Origin of the sequence: Janibacter sp. RAF52 (genome assembly GCF_052114035.1) — a bacterium.
Taxonomy (GTDB): domain Bacteria; phylum Actinomycetota; class Actinomycetes; order Actinomycetales; family Dermatophilaceae; genus Janibacter; species Janibacter hoylei.
This window is the reverse complement of record NZ_JBFRDY010000012.1, coordinates 40,366-62,516: the sequence shown is the minus strand read 5'-3', so window position 1 is coordinate 62,516 and position 22,151 is coordinate 40,366. Positions and strand designations below refer to the sequence as shown.

19 protein-coding genes are annotated in these 22,151 nt (G+C 71.1%); 10 read left to right on the top strand and 9 right to left on the bottom strand.

What is annotated here, in order from left to right; translation table 11 throughout:
- Window positions 1-226: 226 nt before the first annotated feature.
- The 4 genes from AB4Y78_RS14100 (at window position 227) to AB4Y78_RS14085 (ending at window position 5,733) form a co-directional block, all read left to right on the top strand.
- Window positions 227-1,552: an acyl-CoA dehydrogenase family protein gene (locus AB4Y78_RS14100; RefSeq protein ID WP_441715436.1), complete on the top strand. Its 1,326-nt coding sequence runs from the start codon at window positions 227-229 to the stop codon at window positions 1,550-1,552.
- A gap of 46 nt (window positions 1,553-1,598) precedes the next feature.
- Window positions 1,599-2,864 (top strand): acyl-CoA dehydrogenase family protein, encoded by a 1,266-nt coding sequence (locus tag AB4Y78_RS14095; RefSeq protein ID WP_306513942.1) that lies wholly within the window; start codon window positions 1,599-1,601, stop codon window positions 2,862-2,864.
- A gap of 177 nt (window positions 2,865-3,041) precedes the next feature.
- Complete coding sequence (locus AB4Y78_RS14090; protein WP_128277198.1) at window positions 3,042-3,839, top strand: ParA family protein; 798 nt, start codon at window positions 3,042-3,044, stop codon at window positions 3,837-3,839.
- 97 nt (window positions 3,840-3,936) lie between these two features.
- The gene (locus AB4Y78_RS14085; protein ID WP_441715433.1) at window positions 3,937-5,733 is read left to right on the top strand and encodes a S8 family serine peptidase; all 1,797 of its coding nucleotides are present in this window, start codon (window positions 3,937-3,939) and stop codon (window positions 5,731-5,733) included.
- Between the two features lie 89 nt (window positions 5,734-5,822).
- On the opposite strand, the gene AB4Y78_RS14080 is transcribed toward AB4Y78_RS14085, so the two are convergent.
- The 5 genes from AB4Y78_RS14080 to AB4Y78_RS14060 all read right to left on the bottom strand — a co-directional run bounded on the left by AB4Y78_RS14080 (window position 5,823) and on the right by AB4Y78_RS14060 (window position 11,394).
- Window positions 5,823-6,578: a helical backbone metal receptor gene (locus tag AB4Y78_RS14080; RefSeq protein WP_441737238.1), complete on the bottom strand. Its 756-nt coding sequence runs from the start codon at window positions 6,576-6,578 to the stop codon at window positions 5,823-5,825.
- A complete protein-coding gene (locus AB4Y78_RS14075; protein ID WP_441715430.1) occupies window positions 6,578-6,898 on the bottom strand; it encodes a DUF202 domain-containing protein in 321 nt (106 codons plus the stop codon). Before AB4Y78_RS14075 ends, AB4Y78_RS14080 begins: the two co-directional genes overlap by 1 nt.
- Window positions 6,895-7,263: a YidH family protein gene (locus AB4Y78_RS14070; RefSeq protein WP_441715429.1), complete on the bottom strand. Its 369-nt coding sequence runs from the start codon at window positions 7,261-7,263 to the stop codon at window positions 6,895-6,897. Before AB4Y78_RS14070 ends, AB4Y78_RS14075 begins: the two co-directional genes overlap by 4 nt.
- Before the next feature lie 93 nt (window positions 7,264-7,356).
- Window positions 7,357-10,608, bottom strand: coding sequence for a fused isobutyryl-CoA mutase/GTPase IcmF (gene icmF, locus AB4Y78_RS14065; RefSeq protein WP_441737235.1), 3,252 nt, complete (start codon window positions 10,606-10,608; stop codon window positions 7,357-7,359).
- Window positions 10,609-10,896: 288 nt separating this feature from the next.
- On the bottom strand, window positions 10,897-11,394 hold the full coding sequence (locus AB4Y78_RS14060; RefSeq protein ID WP_441715425.1) for a MarR family winged helix-turn-helix transcriptional regulator: 498 nt from the start codon (window positions 11,392-11,394) through the stop codon (window positions 10,897-10,899).
- A 113-nt stretch (window positions 11,395-11,507) separates the two neighbouring features.
- Here AB4Y78_RS14060 and AB4Y78_RS14055 point away from each other — a divergent pair, with 113 nt between their 5' ends.
- The gene (locus AB4Y78_RS14055) at window positions 11,508-12,104 is read left to right on the top strand and encodes a superoxide dismutase (RefSeq protein ID WP_007927714.1); all 597 of its coding nucleotides are present in this window, start codon (window positions 11,508-11,510) and stop codon (window positions 12,102-12,104) included.
- 139 nt (window positions 12,105-12,243) lie between these two features.
- Here the strand turns inward: AB4Y78_RS14055 and AB4Y78_RS14050 are convergent, their stop codons facing one another.
- From AB4Y78_RS14050 to AB4Y78_RS14040, 3 genes are read right to left on the bottom strand one after another with little or no spacing between them, the layout of a single operon-like run.
- Window positions 12,244-12,600 (bottom strand): fluoride efflux transporter FluC, encoded by a 357-nt coding sequence (locus AB4Y78_RS14050; protein ID WP_441715423.1) that lies wholly within the window; start codon window positions 12,598-12,600, stop codon window positions 12,244-12,246.
- Window positions 12,597-13,043: a fluoride efflux transporter FluC gene (locus AB4Y78_RS14045; protein WP_441715421.1), complete on the bottom strand. Its 447-nt coding sequence runs from the start codon at window positions 13,041-13,043 to the stop codon at window positions 12,597-12,599. The genes AB4Y78_RS14050 and AB4Y78_RS14045 overlap by 4 nt, the downstream gene beginning before the upstream one ends.
- Window positions 13,040-14,257: a pyridoxal phosphate-dependent aminotransferase gene (locus tag AB4Y78_RS14040; protein WP_441715419.1), complete on the bottom strand. Its 1,218-nt coding sequence runs from the start codon at window positions 14,255-14,257 to the stop codon at window positions 13,040-13,042. The genes AB4Y78_RS14045 and AB4Y78_RS14040 overlap by 4 nt, the downstream gene beginning before the upstream one ends.
- A 73-nt stretch (window positions 14,258-14,330) precedes the next feature.
- Here AB4Y78_RS14040 and AB4Y78_RS14035 point away from each other — a divergent pair, with 73 nt between their 5' ends.
- A complete protein-coding gene (locus AB4Y78_RS14035) occupies window positions 14,331-15,671 on the top strand; it encodes an MFS transporter (protein WP_441715418.1) in 1,341 nt (446 codons plus the stop codon).
- Window positions 15,668-17,098: a pyridoxal phosphate-dependent decarboxylase family protein gene (locus AB4Y78_RS14030; protein WP_441715416.1), complete on the top strand. Its 1,431-nt coding sequence runs from the start codon at window positions 15,668-15,670 to the stop codon at window positions 17,096-17,098. The genes AB4Y78_RS14035 and AB4Y78_RS14030 overlap by 4 nt, the downstream gene beginning before the upstream one ends.
- An 18-nt stretch (window positions 17,099-17,116) precedes the next feature.
- Here the strand turns inward: AB4Y78_RS14030 and AB4Y78_RS14025 are convergent, their stop codons facing one another.
- Window positions 17,117-18,769: an acetolactate synthase gene (locus tag AB4Y78_RS14025; RefSeq protein ID WP_441715414.1), complete on the bottom strand. Its 1,653-nt coding sequence runs from the start codon at window positions 18,767-18,769 to the stop codon at window positions 17,117-17,119.
- Between the two features lie 42 nt (window positions 18,770-18,811).
- Between AB4Y78_RS14025 and AB4Y78_RS14020 the strand changes: the two genes are divergently transcribed.
- From AB4Y78_RS14020 to pntB, 3 genes are all read left to right on the top strand, one after another.
- Window positions 18,812-18,949, top strand: a complete 138-nt coding sequence (locus tag AB4Y78_RS14020; RefSeq protein ID WP_156811770.1) for a hypothetical protein — start codon at window positions 18,812-18,814, stop codon at window positions 18,947-18,949.
- A 140-nt stretch (window positions 18,950-19,089) separates the two neighbouring features.
- Window positions 19,090-20,622 (top strand): Re/Si-specific NAD(P)(+) transhydrogenase subunit alpha, encoded by a 1,533-nt coding sequence (locus tag AB4Y78_RS14015; protein WP_265230062.1) that lies wholly within the window; start codon window positions 19,090-19,092, stop codon window positions 20,620-20,622.
- Between the two features lie 3 nt (window positions 20,623-20,625).
- Window positions 20,626-22,074: a Re/Si-specific NAD(P)(+) transhydrogenase subunit beta gene (gene pntB / locus AB4Y78_RS14010; protein WP_007927705.1), complete on the top strand. Its 1,449-nt coding sequence runs from the start codon at window positions 20,626-20,628 to the stop codon at window positions 22,072-22,074.
- Window positions 22,075-22,151: the final 77 nt, after the last annotated feature.

Genomic DNA, 22,151 nt, shown 5'->3' with positions numbered 1-22,151 from the left:
GGTTACCGCCCCGTTGCGGGGGATGACATGGCGGCAGGTCCGGGGCAGGCGTGATCTGACGCACGCGCCGGACGGCGGGGCCGCTCGGCGGCCGCCGGGCCGGCTGTGCGGCAGGTCACCGGGCTCCGAAGTGACTCACCGGTTTACCGATACGCGGTGTAGCAGGTACTGTCGGTATCGAACACTTTCCGTTCCATTCAGCAACGTCGCGAAGGGGTAGTCCCACATGGCTTCCAGCGAATCGATGTCCTTGGCCGACAAGGGCCAGCGACTTGGCCTGCGGCTCATCGCCAAGGCGGGCGGGCTGCCCGGCCTGAAGGACAAGGAGGTGCGCTCCAAGGTCGAGCGGTACCTCTACAAGGGGGCCGTGACCGGCTTCAAGGTGCAGACCGCAGCCGGTCGCGCCTTCGCCAAGAAGAAGGGCTCGGGCGACCCGACCCGCGCCGCGACGGCCAAGCCGAAGCAGCTCTTCGACCTCACGCCCTCCGAGGACCAGCAGATGATCCAGGGCGTCGCGCGCGAGCTCGCCGACGAGGTCATCCGCCCCGCGGCCGCCACCGCCGACGCCGAGCGCGCCGTGCCCGACGAGGTCCGCAGCGCGGCCGCCGACATGGGTCTGCACCTCGTCGGCGTGCCAGCCGAGCTCGAGGGCATCGCCGAGGAGCGCTCCGCGGTGACGGCCGCCATCGTCCTCGAGGAGCTCGCCCGTGGTGACCTGGGCATCGCGACCTCGATCATGGCCCCCGCCGCCGTGGCCACCGCGATCGCCGCCTACGGCGACGCCGACCAGCAGGCCACCTACCTCCCGGAGTTCACCGGGGAGAAGCCTCCCGTCGCCGCCCTGGCGCTGCACGAGCCGCAGCCGCTCTTCGACCCCTTCGCTCTGCGGACCACGGGCAAGGTCGAGGGCGACGAGATCGTGCTCGACGGTGTCAAGGCGATCGTCCCCGGCGCCGAGAGCGCCGACCTCTTCGTCGTGTCGGCGGCCGTCGACGGCGTGGCCCGGCTCGTCATCGTCGAGCCCGGCACCGAGGGGCTCAAGGTCGAGGACGACCCGGCCATGGGTCTGCGCGCGGCCAAGACCGCCCGCCTGCACCTCGAGGGCGTCCGCGTGGCCAAGGGCGACCTGCTCGGCACCGCCGAGGACCACGCCGACGCCGTGCGTCGCGCCCGCCTCGCCTGGGCGGCTGCCGCCGTCGGCACCTCGCAGGCCGTGCTCGACCACGTGAGCGAGTACGTCAAGGAGCGCAAGGCCTTCGGCGAGCCGATCGGCTACCGCCAGGCCGTCGCCTTCACCGTCTCCGACATCGCCATCGAGCTCGCCGGTCTGCGGCTCGTCGTGTGGAAGGCCGCCGCCCGCCTCGACCGTGGTGAGGACGCCTCCGCCGAGATCGCCCAGGCCCGCAGCCTCGTGAGCCGGCACGCGACCTGGATCGGCTCGAGCGGTGTGCAGCTGCTCGGCGGCCACGGCTTCGTCAAGGAGTTCGACAACGAGCGCTGGTACCGCGACCTGCGGGGCGCCGGAGTCCTCGAGGGCACGCTGCTCGTCTGAGCGCGGCCCCCTTCCCTCACACAGACCTGACACGAAGGACACGATCATGATCGACCTCGAGGTTCCGAAGAAGTTCCGACCCCTCATCTCCCAGGCGCGTGGCATGGCCGAGGAGGTCTTCTGGCCCATCTCGCGCAAGTACGACGTCGCCGAGCACGAGTACCCCGCCGAGCTGGACCTCGTCTCCGCCGTCATCGACGGCATGTCCGACAGTGGTGCCGGCCAGGGCGCGGGCGCGTCCTCCTCGACCCGCGCCAAGGACGACGGCGCGGAGGAGGGTGACGTCGCGGCCGTCGGCTCCGGCCGCAGCTCGAAGAAGGGCGCGAAGGAGAACAAGAACGGCTCCAACCTCTCCTCGGTGCTCTCGATCCTCGAGACCTGCCGTGGTGACGTCGGCCTGACCCTGTCGATCCCGCGCCAGGGCCTTGGCAATGCGGCGATCGCCGCCGTCGCCAACGACGAGCAGAAGGCGCGCTACGCCGGCAAGTGGGCCGCCATGGCCATCACCGAGCCCGACGTCGGCTCCGACTCCGGCGCCATCCGCACGACGGCGGTCAAGGACGGGGACGAGTACGTCCTCAACGGCGAAAAGATCTTCGTCACCTCGGGCGAGCGTGCCGAGCTCGTCGTCGTCTGGGCGACCCTCGACCGCAGCCTCGGCAAGACGGCCATCAAGTCCTTCGTCGTCCGTCGTGACAACCCCGGACTGCAGCTGGTGCGCCTGGAGCACAAGCTCGGTATCCGCGCGTCGGACACCGCGGCCTTCGTCCTCGACAACTGCCGCGTGCCCGCCGAGGACCTCCTGGGCGACCCGGAGATCAAGATCGAGGGTGGCTTCGGAGGGGCCATGCAGACCTTCGACAACACGCGTCCGCTCGTCGCGTCGATGGCCCTCGGCCTGACCCGTGCGTCGCTCGACAAGACCACGGAGCTGCTCAAGGAGGCCGGCATCGAGGTCGACTGGGACCGGCCGGCCAACGTGCAGTCCGCGGCCGCCGCCAAGCTCATCGAGATGGAGGCCGACTACCAGAGCGCCTACCTGCTCACCCTGCGGGCGGCGTGGATGGCCGACAACGGCAAGCCCAACTCGATGGAGGCCTCGATGGCCAAGGCGAAGGCCGGGCGCACCTGTGTCAACGTCTCGCTCGCCTGCGTCGAGCTCGCCGGCGCCACCGGCTACGCCGAGACCCACCTGCTCGAGAAGTGGGCCCGCGACTCCAAGATCCTCGACATCTTCGAGGGCACGCAGCAGATCCAGCTGCTCGTCGTCGCCCGCCGGATCCTCGACTACTCGAGCAAGGAGCTCAAGTAATCGCATCTCCCTAGGCAGATGACACCGACCGTGCGCATCTCCCTAGGGAAATGCGCCGTCGGGTGGGGATTTCCCTAGGGAGATGTGGCGGGGTGGATGCCCCGGAGCGCCCCGACCGGCGGTCTCGCGCCCCCTTCGTCCATCGGACGGAGGGGGCGCGACGCATATCATCGGTGCGTGGTCGTCATCGCGGTGTGCAGCCTCAAGGGGGGCGTGGGCAAGACCTCCGTGACCCTGGGTCTGGTCTCCGCCGCGCGACAGGCGGGACTGCGCACGCTCGTCGTCGACCTCGACCCCCAGGGCGACTCGACCGCCGGGCTCGACGTGGACGGTGACGTGACGTCGACGAGCGCCACCATCATCGACGACCCGCGTCGTCGCCACCTGCGGGCGGCGACCCTGCGCAGCCACTGGAGCGAAGGGAGTGCCGCCCCGGTCGACGTCGTCGTCGGCGGCGCAGAGCTCGCCCGGCTCGACCGCACCGACCTGTCCACCCGAGCGCTCACCTCCCTTCGCACGGTGCTCGACAAGGTCGACGGCGCCTACGACCTCGTCGTCGTCGACTGCCCGCCCTCCCTCGGCGGGCTCACCCGGATCGGCCTCGCCGCGGCCCATCGAGCGCTCGTCGTCACCGAGCCGGGGGTCTTCGCGATCGCTGCGGCCGACCGTGCCCTGAAGGCGGTCCACGAGGTGCGCAGCTCGCTCAACCCCCGGCTGCAGCCGCTCGGCATCGTCGTCAACCGGCTGCGGGCCAACATCGGCGAGCACCGGTACCGGGTCGAGGAGCTCGCCTCCCTCTTCGGGCCGCTCGTGCTCACCCAGCGGATCCCCGAGCGCACGTCGGTGCAGCGCGCCCAGGGGGCCTTCGTGCCGATCCACGACCTGCGCAACCCCGGTGCGCGGGAGGTCGCGGGGCTCTTCGACGGCCTCCTCGCCCACGCGCTGCGCGCCACGCGGCGACGTTGGCAAACCTGACGATGTCCTGACGTTGTGTTCGAACAGCCCACGTGAGCCCGGTCATAGGTTGACGGAGGGCGGCTGACCGCCGCCGACATCCACCGGGAGGAAACTCATGCGACACCAGCGCATGGCCGCGGTCCTCGGAGCGTTCGCGCTCGGGGCAACCGGGCTCACCGCCACTGCGTCCGCCACCGCAGCACCGACCGCCGACGCAGGGACGAGCGCGTCGACGACCTCGACCACCGGGCCGGAGACGAGCTACGTCGTCCTGGCCGACCGCGGAGGCAGCGCGTCCGATCTCGCCGACCGCCTCAAGGCGAAGGGGGCCAAGATCGTCTCCGTCAACGACAAGATCGGGATGGTGACGGTCACCTCCACCGACACCGGCTTCGCCGCGAAGACGCGCACGATGGACGGCGTCTACGGCGCCGCGGAGGAGGGCGTCGTCGGCCGCTCCCCACAGCGGTGGTCCCAGGGCAAGCTCGACAAGAACAAGCGCATCGAGCGTCCCCCGACGCCGGCGGCGAGCCAGGCCAAGGCAGCCTCTGTGGGCAAGGGCAAGGGCAAGGGCAAGGGCAAGGGCAAGGGCAAGGGCGCGAAGGGAGACGACCCGCTCGACGACAAGCTGTGGGGCCTGGACATGATCAACACGGCTGCCGCGCACCAGGTCGAGTCGGGCGACAAGCGGGTCAAGGTCGGCGTCATCGACACCGGTGTCGACGCGAGCCACCCGGACATCGCCCCCAACTTCGACCGCAAGCTCTCGCGCAACTTCACCTACGACATCCCGGCGATCGACGGGCCCTGCGAGGTCGAGTCCTGTGTCGACCCGGCGGACGTCGACAACGGCGGCCACGGTACGCACGTCGCGGGCACCATCGCGGCGTCCAAGAACGGCATCGGCGTCTCCGGCGTCGCTCCGGACGTCTCGATCGTCAACGTGCGCGCCGGCCAGGACTCGGGCTACTTCTTCGTCGGCCCGACGGTCAACGCCCTGACCTACTCGGCCGACGCCGGCCTCGACGTGGTCAACATGAGCTTCTACGTCGACCCGTGGGCGTACTACTGCCAGGGCGGCGCCCCCGAGGACAGCCCGGAGGAGGCGGCTGAGCAGGACATGACCATCGAGTCGATGTCCCGTGCGCTGCGCTACGCGCACAGCAAGGACGTCACCCTCGTGGGTGCTCTCGGCAACGCCTCGACGGACCTGTCGAACCCCGGCACCGACTCGAGCAGCCCCAACTTCCCCGAGGGCAACGAGCACGAGCGCACCATCGACAACGCCCGGTGCCGTGACCTGCCGGTCGAGGGGCCCGAGGTGATCGGGGTCTCCTCCGTGGGCCCGACCGAGCGCAAGTCGTACTTCTCCAACTACACCAAGGACCTGCAGTCGGACGAGATCGAGGTGAGCGCCCCCGGCGGTGACTCGCGCGAGTACCACGGCACCCCCGACTACCGCAGCCCGGCCAACCTCATCCTCTCGTCGGTCCCGGAAAACGTCGTCAAGTCCGAGGGCTCGGTCGACGAGGACGGCAACGTCGTGCCCGAGGCCGAGGGCTCGGTCTTCAAGGACTGCGGCAAGGTCAAGGGCAAGCAGGTCTGCGGCTACTACGAGTACTACCAGGGCACCTCGATGGCGTCGCCGCACGCGGCCGGTGTCTCGGCCCTGATCGTCAGCCGGTACGGCACGAAGCAAGGGCGTTCGGGCTTCGGTCTCGACGCCGACACCACGCGGTCGGTCCTGCTGCGGTCGGCCCGTGACAAGGCCTGCCCCGAGCCGCGGACGCAGACCTACCCGGGTCTGCCCTCGGACTACGACGCCGAGTGCGTGGGGAGCGAGCGCTTCAACGGCTTCTACGGCGAGGGCATCATCGACGCCCAGGCCGCGGTGGCCAAGAAGAAGCCCTGACGCCACCCCGGCACGAAGGCGTCGTCCTGAGGTGCGACGCAGGAGCCTCGAAGGGGGGCCGGTCACCGCGAGGTGACCGGCCCCCTTCGTCATGGCGCGAGGACCTCGTGGGCCTCGACCATCGCCGGGCCGTACCAGGTGAGCAGGCGACCGCTGACGAGCCGGGTCGGCACGCGGGTGAAGGCCTCGGGTCCGTCATCGGCGGTGAAGACATAGGGCTCGTCGGGTAGGAGGACGAGGTCGGTGCCGGGGTGGTCGAGGTCGGCGAGGTCGACGTGCGGGTATCGGTCGCTCGGGTCGGCGTCGGGGCCGGCGAGGGCATTGGTCCAGCCGAGCCGGGCCAGCAGGTCGGTCGTGTAGGTGCGCGGGCCGACGGCCATCCACGGGTCGCGCCAGATGGGCACGACCACAGTGCTGCGCGTCGCCGGCGCCGGTGTGCCCCAGAGCTGCTCGGCCCGCTCGAGCCAGTCAGGGACCGGCCGCTGCAGGCCCTCGACCCACAGCCGGCGCATCGAGGTCAGCGCCGACGGCACGTCCTCGATGTCGGTGACCCAGACGGCGGTGCCGCGCTGGCGCAGGCGGCGCACGTCGAGCTCGCGGTTTTCTTCCTTGTTGGCCACGACGAGGTCGGGGGCGAGATCGGCGATCGCCGCGAGGTCGGGGTTCTTCGTCCCGCGCACCCGGGCCACGTCGAGGTCGGCCGGGTGGGTGCACCAGTCGGTGGCCCCGACGAGCAGCTGCGGGCAGCTCGTCGCGATCGCCTCGGTGAGGCTGGGGACGAGCGAGACGACCCGCGCCGGAGGGCGGGGCAGCTCGACGGCGGCGTCGAGGTCGTCGCGGGACATCAGCGCACCGCCAGGGCGAGCAGCTCGGTCAGGCCCATGCCCGTGATCGCGACGGCCAGGACGAAGGGAGCCCGCCCATCGCGCCGCCGGGAGGGCTCCGCGGGGGTTGCCGCGTAGCGGGTCCGGCCGAGGGCGAAGGCCGCCCCCGCCAGCGCGAGCGTGGCGAACATGATGAGCAGGGCAGCCGGGCCGAGCTCGCCCCCGGTGTGGCGGGCGATGATCGCCGCCCCGGTCGCGGTCGCGAGCGAGGTCCGCTGCCACGACAGGGCGGTGCGCTCCGGTTGTGCCCCTCGGGGTGCGGCGGCGGCGAGCTCGCTCACCTCGAGGTCCCGACGACCACGGCCAGGGCCGCTGCCGCAACGAGGACCAGGCCGGTGGCGATCGCGGCCGACACCCCGAGCGAAGGGAGTGGCTCGCCCCGTCGCATCGCCCGCTCGGCCATGGCCCACCGGGCGAAGGCCAGGAGCGGGCACAGCGCCCCGAGGGTGAGGAGCATGGCGGCGAGGGCGCGCGTCATCGGGTCGGGGACCCCGATGTCGACGACGTCGACGGCGACCCCCGCTGCGAGCAGCGCGAGGGTGGTCCGCAGCCACGCGAGCAGGGTGCGCTCGTTGGCGAGGCTGAACCGGTAGTCCGGCTCCTCCCCTTCGCCGTAGACGTACGCGGGCCAGCGCTCGGAGGTCACGCTCGCAGGGTACCGACGTGCGCATCTCCCTAGGGAGATGACGCCGGGTGGGCGCATCTCCCTAGGGAAATGCGCCCACCCGGTGGTCACGACTCAGACATTGCGGCGGTACTGGCCGCCGACCTCGAAGAAGGCGTCGGTCACCTGCTGAAGGCTGCACACGCGGGCGGCGTCCATGAGCACCTCGAAGACGTTGGCATCGGTCGTCGCCGCCTCCTTGAGCCGGGCGATGGCGGCCTCGGCGCACTCGCGGTGGGTCTCCTGGTAGGCACGCACGCGCTCCAGCTGGGAGACCTTCTCGTCCTCGGTGGCGCGGGCCAGCTCGATCTCGTCGGGCTCTCCCTTCGCGCCGTCCTCCCGCAGGAAGGTGTTGACGCCGACGATCGGCAGGGACCCGTCGTGCTTGCGGTGCTCGTAGATCAGCGACTCGTCCTGGATCCGGCCGCGCTGGTAGCCGGTCTCCATCGCGCCGAGGACCCCGCCGCGGTCGTTGATCCGGTCGAACTCGGTGAGCACGGCCTCCTCGACGAGGTCGGTGAGCTCGTCGATGACGAAGGAGCCCTGGAGCGGGTTCTCGTTCATCGACAGGCCCCACTCGCGGCTGATGATCAGCTGGATCGCCAGGGCCCGGCGCACCGACTCTGTCGACGGGGTCGTCACGGCCTCGTCGTAGGCATTGGTGTGCAGGCTGTTGGCGTTGTCGTAGAGGGCGTTGAGCGCCTGCAGCGTCGTGCGGATGTCGTTGAAGTCCATCTCCTGCGCGTGCAGCGACCGGCCGCTCGTCTGGATGTGGTACTTCAGCTTCTGGCTGCGGTCGTTGGCGCCGTACTTCTCCTTCATGGCGACGGCCCAGATGCGGCGGGCGACGCGACCGAGCACGGAGTACTCCGGGTCCATGCCGGAGGAGAAGAAGAAGGACAGGTTGGGCGCGAAGTCGTTGATGTCCATGCCGCGCGCGAGATAGGCCTCGACGTAGGTGAAGCCATTGGCCAGGGTGAAGGCGAGCTGGCTGATGGGGTTCGCCCCGGCCTCGGCGATGTGGTAGCCGGAGATGCTCACCGAGTAGAAGTTGCGCACCCCCTGCTCGATGAACCACTCCTGGATGTCGGCCATCATCCGCAGGCTGAACTCGGTGGAGAAGAGGCAGGTGTTTTGTCCCTGGTCCTCCTTGAGGATGTCGGCCTGGACGGTGCCGCGGACGTTGTGCAGGGCGTGCGCCCGCAGCTCCTCCGCCTCGGTGACGGAGGGCTCGCGCCCCTCCCGCTCGCGGAAGGCGTCGAGCTGCTGGTCGATGGCGGTGTTGAGGAAGAAGGCGAGCACGGTCGGAGCGGGCCCGTTGATCGTCATCGACACGCTCGTCGTGGGGGAGACGAGGTCGAAGCCGGAGTAGAGCTCCTTCATGTCGTCGAGCGTCGCGACGGACACGCCGGAGGTGCCGACCTTGCCGTAGATGTCGGGGCGCTCGCCGGGGTCGCGACCGTAGAGCGTCACCGAGTCGAAGGCCGTCGACAGGCGGGTGGCCGGCTGCCCCTGGGAGAGCAGCTTGAAGCGGCGGTTGGTGCGGAAGGGGTCGCCCTCCCCGGCGAACATGCGGGCCGGGTCCTCGTTGTCCCGCTTGAAGGGGAAGACGCCGGCGGTGTACGGGAAGAAGCCGGGCAGGTTTTCCGACCGCCAGAAGGTGACGAGGTCACCGTGGTCGGTGTGCTTGGGCAGGGCGACGCGCGGGATCTTGTTGCCCGACAGCGACTCCTTGGTCAGCTTGGTGTGCAGCTCCTTGCCGCGGATCGTCACGACCTGCTCGTCGCCGGAGTAGGACTCGACGACCGAGGGCCAGCGCTCGATCTGCTCGGCGACCTCGGTGGGCAGCTCCTGGCGCGCGGCGTCGAGCAGCTCGTCGACGCCGTGGCCGTCCTTGCCCGCGGCGGTCAGCTCGTCGTCGACGGCGGCCAGGCGCTGCACCCGGCGGGCGCTGGCGGCCAGCGCCCGGGTGCGCTCGTGGTAGCCGCGGACCGTCTCGGTGATCTCGGCGAGGTAGCGCACCCGCGTCGCGGGGACGACCTGGCCGAAGCGGGTCGAGTGCTTGGTGTCGACCGGGGCGAGCTGTCTCTCGTCGACGGGCAGTCCCTTGTCGGCGAGCAGGTCGCGCAGGTGCTGGTAGAGCCCGGTGACACCGTCGTCGTTGAAGGTCGCCGCCGAGGTGCCGAAGACCGGCATGTCCTCGGGGCGCTGGCCGAAGGCCTCACGGTTGCGGACGAGCTGGCGGCCGACGTCGCGCAGTGCGTCGGCGGCGCCGCGACGCTCGAACTTGTTGATCGCGACGACCTCCGCGAAGTCGAGCATGTCGATCTTTTCCAGCTGGCTGGCGGCGCCGAACTCAGGCGTCATCACGTACATCGGCACGTCGACGAAGGGGACGATGGCGGCGTCGCCCTGCCCGATGCCGGGCGTCTCGACGATGACGAGGTCGAAGCCGGCGGCCTTGGTCAGGTCGATGACCGTCGAGAGGGCCTCGGGGACCTCGCGGTCACCGCGGGTCGCCAGGGACCGGAAGAAGACGGGGGAGGAGCCGGAGGTGCTCTCGCCGAGGGAGTTCATCCGGATGCGGTCGCCGAGCAGGGCGCCGCCCCCCTTCCGGCGGGTGGGGTCGACGGCGATGACCGCGATGCGCAGCTTGTCCTGCTGGTCGACGCGGAAGCGGCGCACGAGCTCGTCGGTGAGCGAGGACTTGCCCGAGCCGCCGGTGCCGGTCAGGCCGAGGACGGGGGCGTGGGAGCGCTCGGCGGCTTCGCGCACGCCGGTGAGGAAGGCCTCGTCGAGGTGACCGAGCTCGGCGCCGGAGATGGCGCGCGCCAGGGCGGCGCGCTCGCCGGCGAGCACCGGCTCGAGGGCGACCGGGCCGCCCTCCCACACGTCGGTGTCGCAGTCGGCGATGAGCGTGTTGATCATGCCGGGCAGGCCCAGTCGCTGGCCGTCCTCGGGGGAAAAGATCGTCACACCGGCCTCGCGCAGGCGCGCGATCTCCTCCGGGACGATGACGCCGCCGCCGCCGCCGAAGACCTTGACGTGGCCGGCGCCCTGCTCGCGCAGCAGCTGGGTGAGGTACTCGAAGTACTCGACGTGCCCGCCCTGGTAGGACGAGACGGCGACGCCCTGGACGTCCTCGTCGATCGCCGCGTCGACGACCTCCTGGACGGAGCGGTTGTGCCCGAGGTGGATCACCTCGGCGCCCTGGCTCTGCATGATCCGCCGCATGATGTTGATCGAGGCGTCGTGGCCGTCGAAGAGGGCGGAGGCGGTGACGAACCGGACCGGGTGGGTCGGGGTGTGCAGCTCGGGCGTGGGCATGTCCTACCTCGTCGTCGAAGTGCGGGTCACCTCAGATGCTAGGACATCCAAGTATTTCTGGAAAGTCGCACCCGCTTCCGGCCAGCAGGGGCGGCGCGCTGCCGAAGTCCTTCGTCGTCGTGTGCTCCGGTTGTCGTCTTCGACTTCGGCTTGAGGCTGCGCCACTCCTCCCGGCCGTCCGCTCCTCGGCGACCTGCGGCCGTCTCGACCCGCTCCCTGAGGAGGCCGCCTGCGGCCGTCTCGACCCGCTCCCTGAGGAGGCCGCCTGCGGCCGTCTCGAAGGGAGTCTCAGTCCACGTCATCCCCGTGCGCGGCGCGAAGGGAGGACAGCAGCGCCGTCGCCTGCCGCACCTCTGCTTCCGTCAGGCCGGGGGAGGTGAAGACCTGCTCGTTGAGGTCGTGGGTGGCGGACTCGACGAGCTGCGCCCCCTTCGTCGTCAGGGAGGCGAGGACGACGCGACCGTCGTCGGGGCTCTGCCGTCGCTCGACCAGGCCCTGCTTCTCGAGGCGGGCGACGGCGCTCGTCACGCTCGTCGCGTGGACCTGGAGCAGGGACCCGAGGCGGCTCATCGGCATCTCGCGACGCCGGCTGAAGGCGAGCAGCCGCAGGATCTCGAAGCGGGCGAAGGTCAGGTCGTGCGGCCGCAGGACCGACTCGACCCGTTCGTGCACGAGCTGCTGGGCGCGGACCACGGAAGTCATCAGGGCCATGCCGTCGGCGGCGTCGCCCCAGCCGTGGGCCACCCACTGGTCGTGGGCGGCGGAGATGGGGTCGCGGTCGGTCATGGGGCTCGATCCTAGGCCCGCCCGCGCCGGGTGAGGGTGCCCTTTCGTGGACTCATTCCAGACGACATGGAAAGGTAGGCAGGGCAAGCAGTTCCGCACGCATCGGAGGCTCCATGTACACCCTTCCTGACCTTCCCTACGACTACGGCGCCCTCGAGCCGGCCATGAGCGGCGAGATCCTCGAGCTGCACCACGACAAGCACCACGCGACCTACGTCAAGGGCGCCAACGACACCACGGAGAAGATCGCCGAGGCGCGCGACAAGGGTGACCTCTCCGGCATCGTCGGCCTCGAGAAGACGCTGGCCTTCAACGTCTCCGGTCACGTGCTGCACTCGATCTTCTGGGAGAACCTCTCCCCGGACGGTGGCGACAAGCCCGACGGCGCCCTCGGCACCGCGATCGACGAGCACTTCGGCTCCTTCGACAAGTTCCGCGCGCAGCTGACCGCCGCGACGCAGACGACGCAGGGTTCCGGCTGGGGTGTCCTCGCGTGGGAGCCGATCGGCAAGCGGCTGCTCGTCACGCAGGTCTACGACCACCACGGCAACGTCGCTGCCGGCATGACGCCGCTCCTGGCCTTCGACGCCTGGGAGCACGCGTACTACCTGCAGTACAAGAACGTGAAGCCGGACTACATCGAGAAGCTCTGGGACATCGTCAACTGGAACGACGTCTCCGCCCGCCTCGAGGCCGCCACGAAGGCCTGACCGCCTCCGCTGGTCGGCTCTGCCGGCCCCGTGCCCGGGTCCCTGTGGGGGCCCGGGCACAGCCGTGCCCGCTGACATTTCCCTAGGGAGATGCGCAAGGAGGGCCGTATTTCCCTAGGGAGATGCGCAGGAGGGGGCGTCAGGCGGTGAGCGTCCAGCCGAGCGAGACGAGCAGCAGGCCGAGGGTGAGGTTGAGCCCGAGGTCGGCGACGGCGTGCCGGGTCCGGCCGGAGCGAAGGGCGGTCGCCACCTCGACCGCGTGCGTCGCGAAGGTCGTGTACGCCCCGCAGAAGCCGATGCCGACGCAGGGGAGCAGCCATCCTGGTGCCGCGCCGGATGCGTGGCCGGCGACGAGGCCGAGGAGCAAGGACCCGGTGGTGTTGACGGCCAGCACCGCGCCGACAGCCGTGGCGCCGCCGGCCCGCAGGCGCTCGACGACGAGGTGCCGGCAGACCGCCCCGAGTGCCGCACCGATCGCGACGAGCAGCGCGGTCACAGCTCGCCCTCCGCGACGGCCTCGTCGGCAGACGGGTCGCCGCCCCACACCCGGTCGCCCACGACGAGGCCGGCGACCGCGGCGGCGACGCCCAGCCCCAGCGTGAGCAGCAGGTACCCGAGCAGGCCGCCGAGCCCCTCCCCGGCCAGCGCGTGCGCGTCGAGCGCGAAGCTCGAGTACGTCGTCCACCCGCCGAGCAGCCCGACCGCGAGGAAGGGTCGGGCCAGCGGGTGGGCGGTGCCCCGACCGAGCCAGACGACGAGCACCCCGAGGGTGAAGGCCCCGGTGACGTTGACGAGCAGCGTCGCTGCGTGGGAGCCGCCAGCCGCCAGGGCGGCGGCCCACCGCCCGAGCGAGCCGATCGCACCGCCCGCCGCCACCGCGGCGAGGGTCCTCCTCCGAGAGTCTCCTGCGTCGCGCCTCGGGCCGACGCCTTCGCTCATGCCCGCTTGGTCTCGAGGAACTCGGCGATGCGGCCGATCGCCTCGGTGAGCACGTCCTCGTCCGGCAGCGTCACGAGACGGAAGTGGTCGGTCTCGGGCCAGTTGAAGCCCGTGCCGTGGGTGACGAGGATCTTCTTCGCCCGCAGCAGCTCGATGACGAAGGCCTCGTCGTCGTCGATCCGGTAGACCTCGGGGTCGAGGCGGGGGAAGCAGTAGAGCGCGCCGCGCGGCTCGACGCAGCTGACGCCGGGGATCTCGTTGAGCAGGCGCGAGGCGAGCTTGATCTGGTCGTGGTAGCGGCCGCCGGGGACGATGAGCTCGTTGATCGACTGGTACCCGCCGAGCGCCGTCTGGATCGCGTGCTGCGCGGGGACGTTGGCGCACATGCGCATGTTGGCCAGCAGCGTCAGGCCCTCGAGGAAGTCGGCGGCCTCGTGCTTGGGTCCGGAGATCATCACCCAGCCGGCGCGGTAGCCGCACACCCGGTAGGCCTTGGACAGGCCGGAGAAGGTCAGGCACAGGACGTCGTCGCCCGCGTACTCGGCGGCGTGGTGGTGGACCGCGTCGTCGAAGACGATCTTCTCGTAGATCTCGTCCGCCATGACGACGAGGTCGTGGCGGCGGGCGATGTCGATGAGGCCGCGGACGATCTCCGGCGAGTAGACGGCGCCCGTCGGGTTGTTGGGGTTGATGATGACGAGCGCCTGGGTGGCGTCGGTGATCTTGGCCTCGATGTCGGCGAGGTCGGGGTTCCACCCGTTGCCCTCGTCGCACCGGTAGTGCACGGGCGTGCCCCCGGCGAGGGAGACCGCGCCGGTCCACAGCGGGTAGTCGGGGGCGGGCACGAGGATCTCGTTGCCGTCGTCGACGAAGGCCTGCAGCACCATCGAGATGAGCTCGGAGACGCCGTTGCCGATGTAGACGTCCTCGACGGTCGTGTCCTTGAGCCCGCGGGACTGGTAGTACTGCGCCACCGCGGTGCGGGCCGAGTAGATGCCCTTGCTGTCGACATAGCCCTGCGCGTCGGGCAGGTGCCGCGTCATGTCGGCGATGATCGCCTCGGGCGCCTCGAAGCCGAAGGGTGCGGTGTTGCCGATGTTGAGCTTGAGGATTTTGTGGCCCTCGGCCTCGAGGCGCTGGGCCTCGACGAGGATCGGACCCCGCACGTCGTAGCGGACATCCCTCAACTTGCGGCTCTGTCGGATCTGACGCATGGCCGCAGTCTCTCAGCACCGGCGACGGGCGCGTGCACCGTCTCGCCCGGTGACCCGTGGGTAGCCTTCCGACATGGCGGAGGACACGGCAGTGCTGCCGGGGCGGGTGCGGCGAGGTTACGGCCTCGGGTCGGTCGCGACGGGGGCCTTCGGCACCGTCCCCGGGCTGCTCCTGCTGCCCTACCTCACCGACCGCCTCGGCATCGCGGCCGGTCTGGCAGGCCTCATCGTCCTGCTCCCCAAGGCGTGGGACGTGCTGCTCAACCCGATCGCCGGGCGGGTCTCGGACCGCAGCACCCACCCCGACGGTCGCCGGCGACCCTTCCTCGTCCGCGCGGGGCTGACCCTGGCCGTGCTCTTCGCGCTGCTCTTCGCGGGGCCGACCTCACCGTCGGCGTTGGCCGCCGGGTGGGTGGCGGTCCTCTTCCTCGCGTGCGCCAGCGCCTACGCCTTCTTCCAGGTGCCCTACGTCGCGATGCCGGCCGAGCTGACCCGCGACTACGGGGAGCGGACGCGCCTGATGACGTGGCGGGTCGCCGTGCTGGCGCTGACGATCCTCGTCGCCGGCGGGCTGTCCCCGGCCCTGCGGGATGCGCTCGGCCCCGAGTGGGGCTACCGCGCGGTCGGCGTCTTCGTCAGTCTGCTCATCGTCGTCGGTGCCGTCGGCGCCTGGTGGGGGACGAAGGGGGTACCCCCCGTCGAGCACGTCGCCGCCGGTGGCTCGCTGGCCCACCAACTGCGGGTCGTGGCGGGCGCCCCGGACTTCCGCGCGCTGCTGCTGACCTTCGCGGTCCAGGCCTTGGCCACCGGCGTCATGCTCGCCGGTGTCGACTACATGGCGCGCTGGGTGCTGGGCGACCCCGGTGCCGCGACGATCCTCTTCGTCGCCTTCGTCGGGCCCGCGCTCGTCGTCACCCCGCTGTGGGAGCGGGTGGGGCGCAGGACCGGCAAGCGGCCCGCCTTCGTCGTCGCCTCGCTCTGCCTCGCCATGGGGGCGGTGCTCGTCTGGGTCACCCACGACCTCGGGCTGGCCCCGGTCGCCTTGGCGCTCGCCCTCGTCGGGGTCGGCTATGCCGGCGCGCAGATGTTCCCCATGGCGATGCTCCCGGATGCTGCTGCGGTCGACGCCGACCGCACGGGTGAGAGCCGGGTCGGTGTCTACACGGGGGTGTGGACCGCCGCGGAGACGCTCGGCCTCGCCCTCGGCCCGGGCGTCTACGGTCTCGTCCTCATGCTCGGCGGGTACGTCTCGTCGACGGACGGAGCTGCGGCCCAACCGGACCCGGCGATCACCGCCATGACCCTGGGCTTCACCGTCCTGCCGGCGCTGCTCGTGCTCGGCTCCCTGCTCCTCCTGCGGGGCTACCGCATCGACGAGGCAGCGGTCGTCGCTGCCGGAGAGGCCGCCCGATGACTTTCGACCCGACCCGCCCCGCACCGACCGACGACATCAGAGCAGCGCTGGACTCCCTTCGCGCGCAGGACCTGCCGACCCACGGAGGCCGCACGCTGAGCTATGTCTACGACTCCGGCCTCGCGGAGGCCGACGCCATCGGGCGCGAGGCGCTCGCAGCCTTCGCCGCGACCAACGGGCTCGACCCGACGGCCTTCCCATCACTGGCCCGGCTGGAGTCCGAGCTCGTCGAGCTCGCCACCGGCCTGCTCCACGGCCCGCCCTCCACGGTCGGTGTCGCCACCTCGGGCGGCACCGAGTCGCTCGTCCTCGCGGTGCTCGCCGCGCGCAACGGCTCGCCCCACGTCGAGCGTCCGCAGGTCGTCGCGCCGAGCACCGTCCACGCGGCGGTGCACAAGGCGGGGCACCTCCTCGGCGTCGACGTCGTGAGCGTGCCGGTCGACCCGACGACCTTCCGCGCCGACCCGATGGCGATGGCGGCCGCCGTCACGGACGACACGGTGCTCCTCGTCGCCTCCGCTCCCTCCTACGCCCACGGCGTCGTCGACCCCGTCGAAGAGGTCGCCGCGATCGCCCGGGAGCATGGCATCCGCTGCCACGTCGACGCGTGCATCGGCGGGTGGGTGCTGCCCTTCCTCGACGACGCGCCGCCGTGGACCTTCGCCGTCGAGGGCGTCACGAGCATCTCCGTCGACCTGCACAAGTACGCCTACACGCCCAAGGGGGTCTCGCTGCTGCTGCACCGCGACCCCGCCCTGCGTCGCGGGCACGTCTACGCCTCGGCGGCGTGGCCGGGCTACACGATGCTCAACACGACCCTCCAGTCGACGAAGTCGGGTGGCCCGCTCGCCGCGGCCTGGGCCGTCGTCCACGCCATCGGGCTCGAGCGGTACCGCGAGCTGGCCGGCGTGGCCCGGCGGGCGACGCTGGACGTCGCCGCGGCCGTGGAGGCGATCGACGGGCTGCAGGTCGTCGTCGCCCCCGACTCGACGCTGCTCGCCCTCGAGGCGACCTCGGGCTGCGACGTCTTCACGGTCGCCGACGAGATGGCCTCGCGCGGGTGGCTCGTCCAGCCGCAGATGGCCTTCGCCGGGCACCCGGCCACTGTGCACCTCACCCTGTGCGCGGCGACGGCCGCCCACACCGACGAGCTCGTCGCCGCCCTGACCGAGTCCGTCGCTGCGGCCAGGGAGTCCGGCCCGGTCGTGGTCGACCCGGACCTCGTCGCGGCCGCTGGGCAGATCGACCCCGCAGGTCTCGACGAGGCGACCCTCGACGGCCTGCTCGCCATCGCCGGTCTCGGGGGAGGCGACGGGCCGCTGCAGGTGCCCGATCGCATGGCCGAGGTCAACGCGCTGCTCGACGCGGTGCCGGCGGCCCTGCGCGAGGCGCTGCTCGCGGCGGTGCTCGACCGGCTCACGCGCTGAGGCGGCCTCCCCTTCGGCTCACATCCCGGTCGTCGCGCGGGGGTAGGGGATCTGCGGGTCCGTGACGACGTTGACGAGGTAGGGCACCCCGGAGGCGAAGGCCCGGTCGAGCGCCGCCCCGATCTGCCGGGGGTCGGTCACCATCTCGCCCGCGCCACCGAGGGCGCGCACGACCTCGTCGTAGCGGGTCTGCGGGGCGAGGTCGGCGGCGACGTCGTAGCCGTAGAGCATCTGCATCGGCTGCTTCTCCAGTCCCCACGCGCCGTTGTTGCCCATGACCATGACCACCGGCAGGTCGTGGCGCACGAGGGTGTCGACGTCCATGAGCGACATGCCGGAGGCGCCGTCGCCGAGGAGCAGCACGACCTGCGACGAAGGGCGGGCGATGCGGGCCGCGATGGCGGCGCCGAGGCCCGCGCCCAGACAGCCGAAGGGGCCCGGGTCGAGCCACGAGCCCGGCCGCTGCGGCTCGATGAAGCGGCCGGCCCATGAGACGAAGTCGCCCCCGTCACCGATGACGACCGCGTCCTCGGCGAGCCGGGGCGCGAGCTCGCCGTAGATCCGCGCCGGGTGGGTCGGTGTGACGGGGCTGCGCAGCAGCTCGAGGTCCTGCGCCGCGCGGCCGCGCGCCTCGTCGGCCAGCTGCGTGGACCAGTCGGACCAGCCCGGCCGGTCGAGCTTCTCGACCGCGACCTGCAGCAGGTCGAAGAACGAGGTGAGGTCCCCGGCGGCGGTCGCGGTCGGGGAGGCGTGGGCGCTCAGCTGGCCGGGGGAGTCCGCGACGTGGACGACGTTAGCCTCGGGCCCGCCGGCCGACCCGCCGAAGGACCCGTAGCCCAGGCGGAAGTCCAGAGGGGTGCCCACGACGAGCGCCAGGTCGCACTCGCCGACGGCGGTCCGCCGCGCACGTCCGACGAGGAGCTCGTGGCCGCCCGGGAGGATGCCGCGGCCCATGCCGTTGGTGATCGTCGGCAGGCCGAGGTCGGTGACGAAGCGGAGGGCCGCGGTCTCGGCGTGGTCGCTCCACACGTCGGTGCCGAGGACGACGAGCGGGCGCTCAGCGCCGGCCAGCAGCCGGGCGATGGTCGCGACGTCGTCGTCGGAGGGCAGAGCGGGCGCGACGGGGTCCGCCACGACGGGTACGTCCTCGGCGTCGGCGTAGAGCTCGTCGAGGGGGACGTCGAGGAAGACCGGGCCCCGGTGCGGGGCGGCCGCGAGTCGGAAGGCCGCGGTGACCTCTCCGGCGATCTCGTCGACCGACTCGATCGTGCCGGAGTGCTTGGTCACCGGCGCGAGGATGCTCGGGTGTTCCAGCTCCTGGAGCGCGCCCCGGCCCCACGAGTAGGCCGGCGCCCGGCCCCCGAGCACGACGAGCGGCGAGCCCGAGAAGCAGGCCTGGGCGACGGCGCTCACCCCGTTGGTCACACCGGGCCCGGCGGTGAGGACGGCCAGCCCCGGGGTGCGGGTCAGCTTGCCGGTCGTCTCGGCCGCGAAGACGGCGGTCTGCTCGTGCCGCACGTCGAGCAGACGCATCGGGGGATCGGCCTGCACCGCGCCGTCGTAGAGCGGGAAGACGTGTGCTCCGGAGAGGGTGAACATCGTCTCGACCCCGTGCGCCGCTGCTGCGCGCACGGCCCGGGCGCCGCCACTGACCTCGTCGTAGTGATCCACCCGCACGATGTTACTCGCTGGTAGGTCGGCTAGCCTGAGCAGGTGAGCACCGATCTCCCGCACACCGTCTGGGACGACGAGGAAGAGGCCCGCGAGGCCGCCCTCGCCGGCGATGTCCTCGGCAGTGATGTCGATGACGAGACCGCCGCGGAGGGCGACGGGGAGCCGCCCCGGGCCTAGCGCCCCTAGCTCTCGACGCGACGCGCCGTCTCACCACGTGGCGGTGTGAGCATCGTCCCCGTCACAAAGAGCGCCGCCCGACCGTGGGCTGTCGTAGGTTGCCGACCGACCACACCCACCACCCCTGACCAGGAGTGACGATGCGACTTGGCGTGCCCAAGGAGTCGAAGCGCGGAGAAACCCGCGTCGCGGCGACCCCCAAAACGGTCGAGCAGCTGATCAAGCTCGGCTACGACGTCGTCGTCGAGGCCGGCGCGGGCGAGGCGTCCGCCTACCCCGACGAGGCCTACGTCGACGCCGGAGCGACCCTCGAGCCCGCGGAGCAGGTGTGGGCCAGCGACGTCGTCGCCAAGGTCAACGCACCCTCCGACGAGGAGGTGCCGCTCCTCCGGTCTGGGGCGATCCTCGCCTCGCTGCTCGCGCCAGCGCTCAACCCCGACAAGGTCGAGGCGTTGCGGGCGCAGGGCGTCACCGCGCTCGCGATGGACGCCGTGCCGCGCATCTCGCGCGCCCAGTCCCTCGACGTCCTGTCCTCGATGGCCAACATCGCCGGCTACCGCGCGGTCGTCGAGTCCGCCCACGAGTTCGGTGGTCTCTTCACCGGCCAGGTCACGGCCGCGGGCAAGGTCCCGCCGGCCAAGGTGCTCGTCTGCGGCGCCGGTGTCGCCGGTCTGGCGGCGATCGGCGCGGCCGGTTCGCTCGGTGCGATCGTGCGGGCCTTCGACGTGCGGCCCGAGGTGGCCGAGCAGGTCGAGTCGATGGGCGCCGAGTTCCTGCAGATCGACGTCGAGCAGGAGGTGTCGAGCGACGGCTACGCCAAGGAGACCGGTGAGGACTTCAACCGCAAGGCCGCCGAGCTCTACGCCGAGCAGGCCAAGGACGTCGACATCATCATCACGACGGCCCTGATCCCCGGCAAGCCCGCGCCGCGGCTGATCACCGAGGAGATGGTCGCCTCGATGAAGCCCGGCTCGGTCATCGTCGACATGGCCGCCGGCTCCGGCGGCAATGTCGCCGGGTCCGTCGCCGACGAGCGCGTCGTGACGGACAACGGCGTGCGGATCATCGGCTACACCGACCTGGCCGGTCGCCTGCCCACGCAGGCCAGCCAGCTCTTCGGCACCAACGTCGTCAACCTGCTCAAGCTGGTGACCCCCGACAAGGACGGCCAGCCCGTCCTCGACATGGAGGACACGGTCGTGCGCGGCATGACGGTCACGCAGGGCGAGGAGACGCTCTGGCCACCGCCGCCCGTGCAGGTCTCCGCTGCGCCCGCTGCTCCCGCAGCCGCGACGCCGACTGCGGAGGCTGAGCCGGCCAAGCCGGTCGACCCCAACCGCAAGTTCTGGTTCATCGGTGCTGCGGCGGTCCTCTTCCTCGTGGCGGCCGCCTTCATGCCGATGGCCTTCCTGTCGCACTTCATCGTCTTCGCGCTCGCGGTCGTCATCGGCTTCTACGTCATCGGCAGCGTCCACCACGCGCTCCACACGCCGCTGATGTCCGTGACCAATGCGATCTCCGGGATCATCGTCGTCGGCGCCCTGCTCCAGGTGACGTCGACCAACCTGCTGATCCAGGTCATCGCCGCTGCTGCCATCTTCTTCGCCAGCATCAACGTCTTCGGTGGCTTCACCGTGACGAACCGGATGCTCAACATGTTCCGGAAGGGCTGAGTCGTGCTGTCCACCGTCGTCACCGCCGCCTACATCGTCGCGGCGCTCCTTTTCATCCTCTCCCTCGCCGGCCTGAGCAAGCACGAGTCGGCCAAGCACGGCAACTGGTTCGGGATGGCCGGCATGGCCATCGCCCTCCTCGCCACGATCGCCCTCGTCGTCGACGGGGTCTACGGCGAGGGTGCGGCCACCGATGCCGGCAAGTGGGGCCTCGGCGTCCTCGTCGTCACCATGGCCCTGGGTGGTCTCATCGGCATCCGCATCGCCCGTCGGGTCGAGATGACCGGCATGCCGGAGCTCATCGCCATGATGCACTCCTTCGTCGGTCTGGCCGCCGTGCTCGTCGGCTACAACACCTTCTTCGCGTCGCACGGTGACAGCCCGGAGGCGGTCGCCGAGCACAAGCGGCTCGAGGCGATCGACATGGTCGGCATCCACAACGGTGAGGTCTTCATCGGTGTCTTCATCGGTGCCGTGACCTTCACCGGCTCGATCGTCGCCTACCTCAAGCTCAGCGCGAAGATCAAGTCCTCGCCGCTCGTGCTCCCGGCCCGCCACTGGCTCAACCTGCTCGCCGTGCTCGTCTCGGTCGCGCTGTGCGTGTGGTTCGTCGTCTCCCCGTCGATCATCCCGCTCGCGATCATGACGGTCATCGCCCTGCTCTTCGGCTGGCACCTCGTGGCCTCCATCGGCGGCGGCGACATGCCGGTCGTCGTGTCGATGCTCAACAGCTATTCGGGCTGGGCCGCGGCCGCCGCGGGCTTCATGCTCTCCAACGACCTGCTCATCGTCACCGGTGCGCTCGTCGGGTCCTCCGGTGCCTTCCTCTCGTACATCATGTGCAAGGCGATGAACCGCTCCTTCGTCTCCGTCATCGCCGGTGGCTTCGGCTCCGACGGTCAGGTGACGGGTGAGGACAAGGACTACGGCGAGCACCGCGAGATCCAGGCCGAGCAGGTCGCCGAGCTGCTCTCCGACGCCTCGTCCGTCGTCATCGCCCCGGGCTACGGCATGGCCGTGGCGCAGGCGCAGTACCCCGTCGCCGACCTCACCGCCAAGCTGCGGGCGAAGGGGGTGGACGTCCGCTTCGGCATCCACCCGGTGGCCGGCCGTCTGCCCGGGCACATGAACGTGCTGCTCGCCGAGGCGAAGGTCCCCTACGACGTCGTGCTCGAGATGGACGAGATCAACGACGACTTCCCCGAGACCGACGTCGTCCTCGTCATCGGTGCCAACGACACGGTCAACCCGGCTGCGGCGGAGGACCCGAGCAGCCCGATTGCCGGCATGCCCGTGCTCGAGGTGTGGAACGCCAAGGACGTCGTCGTCTTCAAGCGCTCCATGGCCACCGGCTACGCCGGCGTGCAGAACCCGCTCTTCTTCCGGGACAACACGCAGATGCTCTTCGGCGACGCCAAGGACAAGGTCGGCGAGATCCTCAAGGCCCTCTGAGGTCAGCCGACCGCAGCGAAGGGCGGCGCTCACCCGGTCGGGTGGGCGCCGCCCTTCGGCATCTCCACGAAGTGCCA